This window comes from Thermomicrobiales bacterium (genome assembly GCA_023954495.1).
GTDB lineage: Bacteria > Chloroflexota > Chloroflexia > Thermomicrobiales > CFX8 > JAMLIA01.
In genome coordinates, this window is sequence record JAMLIA010000031.1 from 1 (window position 1) to 13,704 (window position 13,704).

The following is a 13,704-nucleotide window of genomic DNA, read 5'->3' on the forward strand; positions in this document are numbered from 1 at the left end:
AGAAGGTCGCGAGTTCGAATCTCGTCTTCCGCTCCAGAACGGGCCGAAAGGCCCGTTTCTTCGTTCCTGGAACGTTTCGGTTGCGTCACCGCGGAAATGGCGGAATGGCAGACGCTGCGGTCTTAAACACCGCTGGGCTTTGGCCCGTGGGGGTTCGACTCCCCCTTTCCGCACAGACCGACACCACCTCAGCTTCAACCGTCTACTTCCGCCATTCCACCTCGCATGAACGCTGATACGACTGCACCTCGCGGAGTCACACGACCCTCTGATCGCAAGCCAGGTTCAATGACTGAAACGATGATGCTCCTGAGCTGCCGCAACAATCACCAAAACGCGGACCGCCAGCAGGGGCGATCCGCGCTTGTGCCGAGCCTTGTTGTTACTGAATGTGCTACGGGAATGCCTCAGCTCGGCTGACTGTTCGGCGTTCGAGCGAATCGAAGATCAGCGCAGCCTGTGCTGCCGATACGTGCTCACTTTGCACATGCCACCACCAGCCGCTGCATTCACATTCCAGAAAGTACTTGCCATCTGGCGTCGCGAACAGCCTGACGTTGAGGACTCCGTCGAGGTATGGCTCAACGGTCGAGGCAAGCATCCTCGGAGTGATGTCTGCGGCTTGAAGCTCTTCCGGTTGATGGCGGCGACTCAGCATGGCGGGTCTCCGATTCTCTGAGATCGTCGTTTGCGTACGTTGCGTCAAGTCGCGGTGGAGATTGGAGATGTGCGAGACACCGCAGACTGCGGTGCCTCACACAGATGAGGTCACGAGACCCTATGACTCCGGCAGTTGCGCAGCGTTCATGAATTCGTCGAGTACCGTCTGCGAATCAAGCGGGAGCGAGAACGTAGACGACATTGACATCATCGACGCAGGCACATTGGACGACAGAACCGTGACTGTGAAGTTAGCCGTGAAGCACGATTCGCCGCAGCCCGATTCACCCTCCTGGCCAGGAATCGAGATCGATCCCAGGGTCAGGTAGTCTGGCGGGAAGGAGATCTGGAACGCGAAGCCCATAATCTCACCCGGCAGCGGGATTCCGACGACGTCGTCATCTTCGTAGGCACCGAAGGCGAAGATCAACGGCGTGAACTCTTCGAGGGTGACGTCGAGGTAGTTGTCACTACCGAACGTCAACGTGTCGCCGTCTTCGACCGCGTCGTTACTGTAGATCCGGCAGGTGACGCCCTGAATCGTCTCGCCCGCGAAGTTGCACGACGCGGTGGGGTTCAGCAAGGCGAAGATCATCGGGTCCCATTCGGCGTTCCCGTCGATGCCGTCTTCTCCGGCGTGTGACACGTTCACCGAGTCGAGCGTGACCCGCAGCGTTGTCTGTTGCGGTACGACTGTGACGGACTTGTCGGACGTGTTGTTCGCTTCAGCTCCGGCCCCCGGCTCGATAACCATTTCGTAGACATCCACGATGGCCCGACTGTTGAATGTTCCAGCCACGTAGTAGGTGCCATCGAAGGTCAGCGTTCGCGATTCGCCCGGGTTCAGTCCGTTGACGAACTGGACCGGTCCGAAGTCATCGCTGTCCGACAGCAGCCACTGGACGGCGAAGTCGTTCGCCGGGAACGGCCCGTTGTTCTTGACTGTGATCGTCGCCGTGGCTTCAATGCCGCGCACTGGCTGTGCGGGGCTGATGTTGAAGCTGGTGATGACCAGATCGATCGGAGCCGGCTTCACCGTCACATTCAGGATCAGCAGGTTGTTCGACTCGTTCGATTCAGCGATGTTGCTGAATGCATCGACCTGTGCCAACCCGCGGAAGTTTCCGGCAAGCGGATACGTGACCTGGAAGTTGACAGTCGTCGACGCGCCAGCACCCAGGCCGAACACCTGCTTGCTGACTGTCTGCATGCCCGGCGTGTAGAGGAAGAACGAATCCGGGTTGAACTCAACCATGAAGTTGCCGGCAGGCGTGTTGCCCTGGTTCTTCACGGTGATATTGACCGATGCGTTCTGGCCCTGTGTCGGCGAGGACGGTGTGATCGACATGCTCGTGATCACGAGGTCGATCTTGTTCTGGCCGACTGGTACCTGCACCGGCAGGACATTGTTATTGTCGTTGACCTCCCAGACGGAGTTGGTGCTGTCAACAGTGACCCAGCCATCGAACGATCCGGCCCATGGATAGACGTACTTGAACGTCACATTGGTTGATGCGTTCTCGGCAAGGCTATTCACCTGCACTGTGATCGGTGAGGTCAACCACCATGGCTGCCATGCGACGCGGAATGGTCCGGCGTTCGCATGTCCCTGATTGGTCACCGTGACCGTTGCGGTCGCGATCTGACCAGCAACCGGCGATGCAGGACTGATGGCGAAGTTGTCAACGATCAGATCCGGAAGCGGCGGATCAACAAGCACGGACTTGGTGAGCGTGTTGTTGAACTCGTCCGTCTCAAAGACCCAACCACCTGAATCAACCGTCGCCCAACCGTCAAACGTCGCTGCCCACCAGAAGGTGTAATCGAACGTGACGGTCGTTGTTGCGCCTGCGCCGAGCGCGTCAACTTGCGTCGTCAGCGGCGTTTCAAACAGCCACGGCGTCCACTGCACCTGGAAGGGCCCCGAGGCAGTGTTGCCGTTATTCGCAACCGTAATCGACACGGTCGTCACACGCGTGGCGACTGGAAGCGATGGTGCGAAGGTGATGCTGGTCACTTGCAGGTCGATCGTCGCAGCGAGGACCGTCACCGGCAGGATTTCCAGATTGTTGACTTCGTTTGTCTCATTGACGGCGAAGCCCGTGTCCAGGTTGACAACGGTCAGGAAGTTGCCTGCGTTCGGGAACGCGTACTGCAACTGAACATCGACCGTTGCGCCGGCAGCGATACCATCGACGGTTGTCGATGGTCCTGCGGGTGCGAACTGATCGGATTGCCATTGCACTACGAAATCCTGCGACGCGCAGGTCCCACCGTTGTGAACGGAGATATGGACCGTCGCAGGCTGATTCTGGATTGGTTCGTACGGGTCGGTAGACATCGCCGTGATTGAGAGGTCTGCGCACGGCGTGGGTGCAGCTGCCGCTGGTGTGATCGCCATCATCGATAGCGTCAGCAGCAACATGACGACTGCGAGTCGTCGGACAAGAGCAGTGTGCATCAGCCCTACCCCTTCATCTCGGGCATCCGCACGGAAAACACACAGACCTGACCGGCGGATACCACCGAGCAACCACTACAAGAACGAGGACAACAACGTAGGCGCATTCGGTGCAACTTCACCGGTCACGCTCGCGCGACTCAATTCGTTACCGACGCTTCCAATGTAGGTGCGCAAATCGCGAATGTCAATAGCGGAATCGTCAGTCTCACAGATACGAATACAAATGACCTGACGGTCCACATTTGCGCAACTTCACTGGACTATGTCGACAGGTGACCTGCTGTCGACCCATGCGATGCAACGAGCTTCGTGGCATCTAAGCACTGCTCGGGCGTTCCCAGTGCCCGGGTCTGGTCCGCGAACAGACGCAAAAAACGTGCTGCTGCTGCAGCATCGAAGAGAGCATGTCGATAGCGGATTGATATGTGGAGGCGGTCTTTCCAGCGGACGATGCCGATTCCCAGGCCGGGAGGCATCGAGGCCGGCGTCGAACCCCAAAGCTCAACAACGTCCCCTGCGGAGCCAAACTCCTCGAATCCGCGCAACCGACCCACATTTGATATCAGCGCCGCTGCTTCTCGGCGGCGACGAAATGGACGCCGGGTGAAGATGAAAATCAGGAGCGGGTCGAATTGCCGAACCCAGTCGGGTCGCGACTTGAACGCAGCGGCCGCGTGGGTGCGCATGTGGCGGGTCTGCTGCGTCGTCGTCGCGAGCAATGCATGTCGGTCGGCGCGCTGATCGGCGGTGGTCACGATGACGCCGTGCCCGACGACGTTTGCCACCACTTCGTGCATCCACTCTGGCGGTCGCAAGCTGATCGGCGTCAACACGATGAGCTTGCCGGTGCTGCCACCGTGCAAGCGATTCCACTCGTCAATCGTCAGGTGCAGCGCTGCCAGCAGAATGTCATTGACCGTCACTCGGTGTTCGAGGCCGTCGTAGTCGTGGAGGTCAATGTCATCCAGCTCAATTGCCTCGTAACACATCCCGTAGCCGGGTTCGTCATGGGCACCGTTCGATAGGACGAGCGAAGGGATATCACGGGTCCGCGGTGGGCTTGCGGATGAGTCCGAGTCGAGTTCAGACGGATCCCCGTCCGTTCTGAGGATGCGCGCATCAATCGGATCTACATCCGGAATCGGGTCGGACTGATCCGCATAGGCGCGCACGATGGAGCGCAGGAACCGGATGCCGCCCATGCCGTCGGCCATGGCGTGATGCCAGATATACAGGAGCGAGTCGCCGCCAACGCGTCGCACGATCAGCAGCCGGACGGCAGGAGGGCGCTCCAGATCAATCAGCTCGCTGGTGAATTCGCCTCGCAAGCGTTGCATGTCGTCTTCACCATCCGCTTCGGCAACGCGAATGACGTGCGAGATGTCGAGGCTCCCGGATTCCTGTACTTCCCACATTGGTGGGCTCAGCCGACGACGCCTGGCAACGCGGGCCGCCCGAGCCATCGGGTGGATCCCCGTCGCTCTGACCACGGCGTCACGCAAGCGATCCTCGTCGATAGTTCCGGACACCCGCAGCTCAATGCAGGCATTCTGCGGCTGCGACGGACGATTGCCAAAGGCGAGGATCTCTTCAGTCACAATGAACGGAAACCGCATGGAACAAGCTCCAGACTGCGGTGATCCAGGTCGTCCGTCACACGAACGACGAGCGATGAATGCGGGTGTCATTGGGGGCGGCCCAGCTTGCCGGACCGTCCCCAATGCCGAGTTAGCGGCAGGCGTCGCTGCCGTAGGTGACGTGGCGTCCGAGGCGCATCACCTGGTCGCCGAGATCCTCTCGGGTCGTCTGCGATGCCACGACGCCACCGTCGCTTGTCGACGAGTAGATCTGGTTCTGCAGCGTGTCGAATGCCTTAGCGGCAACGCTGCAATACCCGTTCGATGTCGCCCACTCCGCGCGCGTCAGCAGCTTCGTCATTTGTGCCTGACCACCTGCCACCAGGTCACCACGCCCGGCGGCCTGTGCGACGCTGGACTGCACCGCGCTGAAGGTAATCCCTTCCATCGCCGCGTCGGATGATGCGGAGTTGGATGGTGCCGAGGCGTCGCCGGATGCTGCCTTGGCGACGACCTGATAGACATACTCGGTGTCAGCAGACGCGGTTGTGTCAGTAAAGAACAGGTCAGTCGTTGTGCCGATCGTGGTGTATTCGCCGAGAACGTCGATCGGATTGGCGGTGTCATTGGTGTCGACGATAGGCGGCGGGAATTCAGGAACGAATCCGCGATCCCCCGCTATCGACCGACCGAACTCGATGCCAGGTGTCGACGTGTAGGTCGCCCGCTTGATGGTGTATTCCGTCGCGCCGTCGACAGCGTCCCACGACAACAGCATGCCGTCGGGCTGCTGCTCGGTCACGAGGCGGCCAGGTGCGTCGAGCGGACCATCGACAGTTGCCGATTGGCCAGGACGGGAGCCACGGTTCGGCTGCCACGGACCTGGATATCGGCAGTTCTGATTCGGATTCCCCTCCCAGACAGCCGTGCCCTGGGCATGGTTGGCACTGCCGATGAACATGCCGTTCGGCGTTTCCTCCATTGTTCGCGCGCCGAAGTTGTAGAGGCCGTCGCCAAATGCGTTCATCGTCGTCATGCTCCAGTACTGACCGTCGCAGCTGGAGTAGACGTCAAAGCCGAACTGAGGCTGGAGCAAGAAATTGACGAACGGGACCGTGCGCATCGCCCAGCTCCAGTCGTTCGTCCCGAGATACAGGGAGCCGCGCAGGTCTTCCATGCGCCAGAAGTGGGCGTTGAACATGTTCCCGTAGCCGTCGCCCAGTCCGCTGATTGGGAACAGCCACGAACCGTTTTGCGCCTGACGGACGTTGCCAACGACAAGCTGCCAGGAATCGTCAGCTGCGATGCGGATCAGCTCGGAGCCGGGGAAGATGGTCGAATACCAGCCACTGGAGCCAACATATAGTCGATCACGATACACGTGCATCGCCACGACAGACGTGATCTCAGTCCCACGACCAGCACCGTTAGTCACAACCGGAGTGAAGTTGAACTGCGAGCCCTGTGGGCCGAGCGACGCCTTCCAGACGCCGTACCCATCGGTCGACGATCCAGTGCCAAGGTAGAGCTTATTGTCGAATGACTCAGTTTCGAAAATGCTGAAGTTGTTCGGGCTGACCTGAACAACGGACGGCGACCCGCCCAGCGGGTCGATCACTTCGACAACTGCGCCGTCACCAACATAGCTCTGGCTGGCAGTGGCAAAGACGCGATTGTTGATGACAGTGAGGCCGCGGAATCCGATGACATCGTACTCGCCGTACGAGGTGTTGATCTTGCCCGCGACAGCGCCTGTATCAGTGAAGGTGGTTCCGTCGGTCGTCTTCAGGATGCGCGCGGGTGCAGTTGCCACCAGTTCCGGGATGTATTCCGCGGCTGTCACGCCACTGATGAGCAACGTCTCGTTACCGGATCCGTCGGTCATCACCGCCATGCCGCGGTAGCCGATGTCGCGACCAATCTGCTTGCCGGGTGCGCGCGGATTCTCTACCGTCGGGGACTCATACACGCGCTCCCACGCCCCGGTTCCCGGCGTGTAGCGCCAGATTTCCGCGCGCAGATCGAGATCGTACTTGTCCGCTGTGCAGTTCAGATCTTCCGCAGGTTTGGCTGAATAGAGTCCAAATCCGGGATAGTAATAGTCGAGCAACGCGTTTTCGACACAGAGCGGGTTGGCGGCGGTGCCGATATAGAGCCGCCCCTTGAACCATGCCATCGACCAAGAGTATGAGTTCTTGGTGTTGCCCATCCCGCCAGTCGAAATCTCGCTGACGCCGCTGACAGCAGCCAGGCTGGTGAACACCTGTACCATCGACAGCGTCACCAGCAACGCCACGGTTCCAACAATGCGCTTGCGAGTTGTCAGTCGCCGCCGTGCCTTCACTTGTCCTCCCAACCGATCGTTCAAAAACTGATGATCCTTCTGTTCTAATGTGATGTTGCGACTGGCTGCACCAGACGCTCAATGAGCTGGGCTGCACGTGGCGGCCCCGGTGCGTCGGCCAGGTGCTGGGCAATTCGACGTGCGTTGGCGGTGTAGCGCCCGTCCGAGAGCACGTCCTCGACCGCCGCGCGAAGTCCAGCCGGCGTACATTTGCGCGGCGATAGCTGCACACCTGCGCCGGCTTCAACTACACGACGGGCGTTATCTGGCTTGTCCCAGGTCGTCGGGACAATGACCATCGGAACGCCTGCTTTCATCGCGGCCATGACAGTGCCATTGCCGCCCGTTGTTACGATCGCCGCACAACGCGGTAGCAGCGTATCGTGGTTGACCCAATCGACGAAGTGTAGGTTCGGCGCGAGACTGCTCTCCATTTGTACGTCGCGCTCACGTCCGGCCGTCAGAATCACTTGCATCGGGCGACCCGCCAGGCCCTCAAGCGCCGAGCGCAGGACGAACGGGTCCTGGAAATGCGACGTGCCTTCCGTCACGTGCACCCACGGCGAATCAACGGGAATCTCGTTCAGCCAGTTAGCCTCGTCCGCCAGGTGTGGCGGGAACCAGGTACATGCGCCGACGTACTGGACTGACTCAGGCAGGTCATGACGCTCGAAGTCGAGCTCGCGTACGTTGCCAATGATGTACAGCGGCAGCCGACCCTGGAACTCACTGACCGAGCACCCCATCGGCGCTAGCCCGTGCTGCGATCGGAAGAAATCCACTCGTCGCCGCAAGCCGGTAGCGGCGATGTCGACTGCGCCGGTCAGCATCCGGGCGACGACGCGCGACCCGGTCGACTTTGGCGGGGCCATGCCGAAGCCCCACGGCGGCGCGTCCGGTCCGGGGATCATCGAACCCAGCAAGGACACGAGCGCAACCGGGATCGGCGCAGCTTCCCAGAGGATGAGAATCGGCCCCCACATGTTCATGTCGGTGACGATTACATCCGGTTGCCAGTCATCCTGAATCTTCTGGATATCAGCGACCTGGCCGGGGATCGTCTCGACCAGCCAGTTGCGAAATGCTTGATGACCCACACGGGCTGACTGACGTCGCCCGCCGACAGACTGCTCCATCGCGTGGATACGCTGGTAGCTCTCCGGCTTCACCGCCTGAAACGGGTAGAAGCGAAAATCTTCAGACTCCACCAACTCGCGAGCACTCTCGGCAGTGTAGACGGCGACTTCGCAGCCGCGATCTCGCAACGCGTGCGCAATGCTCATTTGGGGGAAGACATGACCGGGGAAGGGCCAGCATGTCACTAGCACACGAGTACTCATGGCAACAATGGCCCCGTTCCAGTTACGACGAGAGTACGGCTCACTGGGGCTGGCTGTTGAACGAGTTGACGTCCACATGATGTCAAGCACCGCGAAGCGCAATGCACCCATCTATGAGATTGATACCTCTTCATATAGCGCACCTAACGGCGGTTCCGCAAGATGTGACTTCGGTGTCACGTCGCCAATGACGATCTTGTAATTTGCTTCGGACGTATCGAAACCAGCCACGTGTCATCGCGACGCACCGACCGTCCGCGCCGCGAGCTCTTCCAGAAGGGTGACTGCCTGGGCAGGTCCCGGGGCGGCATTCAGGCGCTCCGCAAGCTGCTGCGCGTTGTACCTGTAGCGCGGTTTGCTCAGCACCTCGCCGATCGCAGCGCGCAATCCGGCTGGCGTGCAGCGCTTGGCCGGCAGGCGTACCCCGACTCCAGCTTCGACGACGCGGCGGGCGTTATCCGGCTTATCCCACGTCGTCGGGACAATGACGAGCGGCACGCCGGCCCGCAGGGCACTCATGACCGTTCCTGCCCCACCGGTGGTGACCAGCACGGAACATTGCGGGAGCAGTGTGCTGTGATTGATCCAGTCGGCGGTATGAATGTTCGGCTCCAGCTCCCCAAGATCCAGTTCGGCAATCGAGCGCTGCCGACCACTGGTCAGGATCACTTCCATTGGCAGGCCGGCTAGCCCCTGCGCGCCGGCACGCAGCACGAACGGGTCGCCATAGCTGAGCGTGCTCTCCGTGACATGGACCCATGGACGATCCCTTGGCAGATCGGCGAGCCATTTTGGGTCTGGTATGTCAGTCGTGGGGTGCCAGGCAAGCGGTCCGACATAGCGAACCGACGCGGGCAAGTCGGTGCGGTTGTAATCGAGCTCGGGCAGGCTACCGATCATGTACAGCGGCAGCGTGCCGGTCTGACGATTCATCGACATGGTAAGCGCAGGCAGGCCGGAGTCGGCGCGAATCTCGTTCACCCTGGCACGCAGTCGCCGCCCCGCCAGCTCGGTTGCGCGATTGACGCCCTTCGTCAGCAGTTTCGCGCCAGTCGATCGTGGTGGAGCCATCCCCAGCCCGGCGGGTGGTGCGTCTTCACCGGGCACGAGGCAGCCGAGCAGTGTCGACAGGATAGCCACCGGCGCGCGACCAGTCTCGGAGAGGACGAGGATCGGCCCCCACATCGCTGTCTCAGCAACAACGACATCCGGCTGCCATGAGTCGACAATCGGCTCCAGATCGGCAACCTGATCCGGTATCGTCTCGACGAGCCAATCGCGAAAGATCTGGAGCACATTGCCGGCGACGGGCCGACCGGATGGCGCAGCCGTGTCCATCGAAATCATGCTGCTCGTCGCGCTCGATTCCGACAGCCGATCAAACGGAAAGAACGTGATGCCCTCGCGCTCAACAGCCTCGCGAGCGGACTCGCCCGAATAGATCGCGACATCGTGCCCGGCATCACGCAGCGCCAGCGCCACGCTCATGAACGGGCTGATGTGCCCGGCGAACGGCCAGCAGGTGAGCAGATACCTTCCCATCAGCAAGCCTCCCAACTCGCGCACGCAGCAGTTCGATTGGCGGCCGCGGCTACGCCTCTCATTGCGTTGCCGTCGTTGGCTGCGCTTCCGCTTCTGCCGCTTCCTTCTCCAGGCGCTTGACCATGCCGCCGAAATAGACCTTTTCGAAGACTGGCTCCGGCAGGAGTCGACGGAGCTTCACGACGGCAGACGCCGGTTTGCCGACGATGTAACGCATCTTCGGCGTCTCGACCGTAAGCGCCGTGTGGATCGACTTGGCGACATCGGCAGATGTCGTCTTCGAGCGGGCGACGACCTCATCGGACATCACTTCGCTGACCTGGAACATGCGGTAGTACGGACTCTGCGGGTCCATCGCACCTTCGGCGAGGCCACGGTGTGTCGTCCAGCGGGTGGTGTCGATGATCCCCGGCTCGATCAACACCGACTGCAGCCCAAACGGCGCGATCTCCAGCGCCAGCGCCTCGCCGAACCCTTCGAGTGCAAACTTGCTGGCGCAATACATGGAGACGCCGAACGACGAGATTCGGCCACCGACCGACGACACGGTCAGGACGCGCCCACGGCCAGCCGCGCGCATGTGCGGCAGCACCGCCTGTGTGACAGCGATCGTGCCGAAGACATTCGTCTCGAACACCTGGCGGATCTCATCAGCAGCGAGATCTTCAAGGCAGCCACGCAGGCCAACGCCGCCGTTATTCACCAGTCCGTAGATAGATCCGGCTTCCTGCATGATCTGATTGACAGCCGTATCAATACTTTCTTGATTCGTTATGTCTAATTCAAGGACACGAAGCGACACTCCTCGATCGGTTGCTGCCTGGGTGACCTTCGGTTCTGAAGCGATATCGCGCACTGTTGCGTAGACGTTGAAACCCTGCTTGGCGAGGTGAATGGCCGCCTCGAGACCGAGGCCGGTTGAGCTGCCAGTGACGAGAACGGTATCTCCCGGCGAACCACTTGATGCGGTCATCGGTCCTCCTTCATTGCTGAAATTGCGGGCTCTCGCTCCAACGCTCTGAGAATTTCGGCGGCGACCAACTCCGGCTGCTCCAGCGGCCCGAAGTGCCCCCACTCGGTGCGAGGCAATAGAATGGAACGAACATGCGGCAGGTGTTCGCGGAGAAAGTCATAGGTTCCCAGAAACGCGGAACCGTCGCTGAAAATCTGGACAACTGGTGTCTGAATGTTGCTGATCTCTTCGAGCGGCAGGCCGCCGATCTCCATCGTGTCGGTCGCCATCGTCGTCTCGTCAATGAGGCGCAGGAACGGCTTCGGGTTGCGTGGCAGTCCGTTCAGCGGCCCCCACTTCTTGGGAACTTCCAGGCTGAGGCGGAATAGATACTCGACATCGGTGCGGTGCTCGGGCGGAACCTCGTGGCCGGCGCGGGCGAGCACGTCCGACCAATAGTCCCATCCTTTCCAGTCGTCGGATTCACGTGTGTAGATCATGGCCGGCAGCGCCGCCTCGATCGCAACGATCTGGCGAACCCGCTCCGGGAAATGGTGCGCGAAATAGAGCGAGATGTCCGCACCATAGCTGTGCCCGACGAGAGCAGGTCGCTCGATGTCCAGCGCGTCAAGCAGATCGCGCAGGTCTTCCGCCATGTCATCGCTGGTGTAGCCGGATGGCGTCACCTCGCTATAGCCATGGCCGCGCAGGTCGTAGGTCGTGATACGAAATCGATCCATGAGCTGCGGGATGATTTGCAGATGCCAGACTGCAAGGTTGCCGGTCAGGCCGTGAACCATTACGACGTCCGGGCCCTCGCCAACCTGCTGATAGTGGATTTTCACCCCACTGCGGAGAACAACCTTCGGCATGTATTACTCTCAGTCTCTGGTCATTCAACGTAGCCAAGCGCACGCAGGCGGTTGAGAATCGTCGCCTCAGCGTCGCTGTCAATATCGAGTGCAGCATCCGATTGGGATGTGGCAGTCGCCGCTCCGTCCGACGTGAACCATCGCGGCGGCCGTTGCTCAAGCTGCTCTGGCAGGACCACACTTTGCGGAACAATGCCGTCCGCATCGGTCGGAATTGGCAGATCGAGGCTGTACAGCAGCAACGGGGCGATGTCGACGAGCGACACCTCGTCCGCACGCTCGCCAGACCGAATTCCCGGGCCGTTCGCGATGAACACGCCGTCCCACTTGTGGTTGCCGAGGGCGGTGTCCCGGCGGCGGAACAGGACGTCAGAACGCAAGATCGAGATCGCCGCGCCGTCAGCCAGGGTCAACGTCAGGTCTGGCCCGTAGCCTTCGTACGGTCCGGGGAAAACGTCGTGGCGATCGTGTATCTGAGCGACGATCGGTTGGTCAGTCCACGGGTTTCTGACAGTCCGCAGGGCGGCGATCAGATCGGCGAGAATCGTCTCGCGATCCTTGCCGCATACGGATTCCGGCTGGTCGACGATGTTGATCCCAAGGCTGCTGGGTGTCGCCGCGTAGGCAACGGTCTTGTCCCAGTCCATCTCGTAAACGTGGCGGGTCATTTGGGCGAAGCCGATCTGTGGGTCGACCTCGTCACTCTCCCAGTCCTCCGCCTTCCAGGCCAGAAATCCCTGCTCTTCGAGCCACGCATTCAGATAGAAGACATCGTAAGACGCGCCGAAGCCGTGGTCAGACGCGACAACGACTGTCGCATCGGATCCAGCCAGATCAACGATCTCTGCCAGTTTGCTGTCCAGTCTCGCGAAGTAGTCCTCACACAGATCGATGATCTCCTGCTCCCAGGCATTTGGCTCAGCGGATCGCATGGCGGGATCGAGGAAGCGCCAGCACAGGTGTTGCAGCTTGTCCGCGCCATCGAAGACGACGCCGACAAGATCGACATCGTCGTTCGTCATGATGTGACGCAGAATCTCCGTCCAGCGCTCCTCACGACGTGAATGCAGCTGGATCCAGTCTGCATATTCCTCTGCGGCACAGCCCTCGAGAGCCTTCGCCTCAAGCGTCATGTCCAGAGCCAGCTCGCGCGGATTGAAGCTGGGTAGCGTCTTCAGCCGATCAAACAGGCCGGGAGGGTAGCATCCGAGTCTCAGCTGCCGCCAGGGCATCCAGCCGCCGGGAACGATATAACCATTCACCGCCGGTGGCGGGAACATCAACGGGAAGTTGAGGCTGACAACGTTCAGGCCGTGATCGCTGGCGATTGACCAGATCGTGTCGCTCTTGACGTTGTGCGAGCTGGCGAACTGGAAGTAGCGACTGGCTGGGTCTTCCTTCTGGAAGAAGTCGAAGACGCCGTGCTTGCCCGGTCGTTTGCCGGTCATCACCGTCGTCCACGCCGGCGGCGTCAGCGCCGGGACGATGGAGCGAAGCGGTGCACGCACGCCACGCTCAATCAGCGTTTTGAGAAACGGCATCTTGCCGCGTTCGATCAACGGATCGAGAACTGTGAACGTCGCGCCATCCAGTCCCAGCAAAAGTGTTTTCGGCATTGCGCTCACTCCCTCGCCGAAACTGGCTGGCGATGGTCGCTGACGTAATTCACCAGCTCGCCGACCGTCACATCGCGCTCTTCGACCGGGCGCTGTCCGATTTCGGCCAGAAACTCTGCGAACGGCAGCTGGCCATAGCGCTGCTGAATCATCGTGCCGAGGATGACGAGATCGAGTGATTCGAGCCCCATGTCGGTCAGGAACAGCGTCTGTTCAGAAACCGGGCCGGAATACTCCCAATCGTCGGCCATCTCGTTGATCAGTTCGAGCACCGCGGCAAGAACTTCCGGATCGGCATTGCGCGTCACTATGATCTCCTTAGAGGTAGATACGAACC

10 protein-coding genes and 1 tRNA gene are annotated in these 13,704 nt (G+C 60.6%); 1 reads left to right on the forward strand and 10 read right to left on the reverse strand.

All coding sequences use genetic code 11. The features are described from left to right. The first annotated feature begins 90 nt into the window (after nucleotides 1-90). Nucleotides 91-173, forward strand: a tRNA-Leu gene (locus tag M9890_07960). Nucleotides 174-394: 221 nt separating this feature from the next. Here the strand turns inward: M9890_07960 and M9890_07965 are convergent. The 10 genes from M9890_07965 to M9890_08010 all read right to left on the reverse strand — a co-directional run bounded on the left by M9890_07965 (nucleotide 395) and on the right by M9890_08010 (nucleotide 13,675). After that, nucleotides 395-658, reverse strand: a complete 264-nt coding sequence (locus M9890_07965; GenBank protein ID MCO5176885.1) for a hypothetical protein — start codon at nucleotides 656-658, stop codon at nucleotides 395-397. Nucleotides 659-778: 120 nt separating this feature from the next. Next, nucleotides 779-3,121 (reverse strand): hypothetical protein, encoded by a 2,343-nt coding sequence (locus M9890_07970; protein MCO5176886.1) that lies wholly within the window; start codon nucleotides 3,119-3,121, stop codon nucleotides 779-781. 263 nt (nucleotides 3,122-3,384) lie between these two features. Beyond that, nucleotides 3,385-4,740 carry a hypothetical protein gene (locus M9890_07975; GenBank protein ID MCO5176887.1) on the reverse strand — a complete coding sequence of 452 codons (1,356 nt, stop codon included), beginning with the start codon at nucleotides 4,738-4,740 and terminating at the stop codon, nucleotides 3,385-3,387. Nucleotides 4,741-4,852: 112 nt separating this feature from the next. Further along, nucleotides 4,853-7,069: a hypothetical protein gene (locus tag M9890_07980; GenBank protein ID MCO5176888.1), complete on the reverse strand. Its 2,217-nt coding sequence runs from the start codon at nucleotides 7,067-7,069 to the stop codon at nucleotides 4,853-4,855. A gap of 20 nt (nucleotides 7,070-7,089) precedes the next feature. After that, the gene (locus tag M9890_07985; GenBank protein MCO5176889.1) at nucleotides 7,090-8,328 is read right to left on the reverse strand and encodes a glycosyltransferase; all 1,239 of its coding nucleotides are present in this window, start codon (nucleotides 8,326-8,328) and stop codon (nucleotides 7,090-7,092) included. A 291-nt stretch (nucleotides 8,329-8,619) separates the two neighbouring features. Then, the gene (locus tag M9890_07990) at nucleotides 8,620-9,927 is read right to left on the reverse strand and encodes a hypothetical protein (GenBank protein ID MCO5176890.1); all 1,308 of its coding nucleotides are present in this window, start codon (nucleotides 9,925-9,927) and stop codon (nucleotides 8,620-8,622) included. 58 nt (nucleotides 9,928-9,985) lie between these two features. Continuing rightward, nucleotides 9,986-10,900, reverse strand: a complete 915-nt coding sequence (locus M9890_07995) for an SDR family oxidoreductase (protein ID MCO5176891.1) — start codon at nucleotides 10,898-10,900, stop codon at nucleotides 9,986-9,988. Then, nucleotides 10,897-11,751: an alpha/beta hydrolase gene (locus M9890_08000; protein ID MCO5176892.1), complete on the reverse strand. Its 855-nt coding sequence runs from the start codon at nucleotides 11,749-11,751 to the stop codon at nucleotides 10,897-10,899. The genes M9890_07995 and M9890_08000 overlap by 4 nt, the downstream gene beginning before the upstream one ends. 20 nt (nucleotides 11,752-11,771) lie before the next feature. Continuing rightward, a complete protein-coding gene (locus tag M9890_08005) occupies nucleotides 11,772-13,367 on the reverse strand; it encodes an alkaline phosphatase family protein (GenBank protein MCO5176893.1) in 1,596 nt (531 codons plus the stop codon). 5 nt (nucleotides 13,368-13,372) lie between these two features. Beyond that, nucleotides 13,373-13,675, reverse strand: coding sequence for a hypothetical protein (locus M9890_08010; GenBank protein ID MCO5176894.1), 303 nt, complete (start codon nucleotides 13,673-13,675; stop codon nucleotides 13,373-13,375). Nucleotides 13,676-13,704: the final 29 nt, after the last annotated feature.

Bases quoted from the DNA above. Each gene is read 5' to 3' on its own strand.
- M9890_07965 (MCO5176885.1), bottom strand. From the start codon at position 658: ATGCTGAGTCGCCGCCATCAACCGGAAGAGCTTCAAGCCGCAGACATC.
- M9890_07970 (MCO5176886.1), bottom strand. From the start codon at position 3,121: ATGCACACTGCTCTTGTCCGACGACTCGCAGTCGTCATGTTGCTGCTG.
- M9890_07975 (MCO5176887.1), bottom strand. From the start codon at position 4,740: ATGCGGTTTCCGTTCATTGTGACTGAAGAGATCCTCGCCTTTGGCAAT.
- M9890_07985 (MCO5176889.1), bottom strand. From the start codon at position 8,328: ATGAGCATTGCGCACGCGTTGCGAGATCGCGGCTGCGAAGTCGCCGTC.
- M9890_07990 (MCO5176890.1), bottom strand. From the start codon at position 9,927: ATGGGAAGGTATCTGCTCACCTGCTGGCCGTTCGCCGGGCACATCAGC.
- M9890_07995 (MCO5176891.1), bottom strand. From the start codon at position 10,900: ATGACCGCATCAAGTGGTTCGCCGGGAGATACCGTTCTCGTCACTGGC.
- M9890_08000 (MCO5176892.1), bottom strand. From the start codon at position 11,751: ATGCCGAAGGTTGTTCTCCGCAGTGGGGTGAAAATCCACTATCAGCAG.
- M9890_08005 (MCO5176893.1), bottom strand. From the start codon at position 13,367: ATGCCGAAAACACTTTTGCTGGGACTGGATGGCGCGACGTTCACAGTT.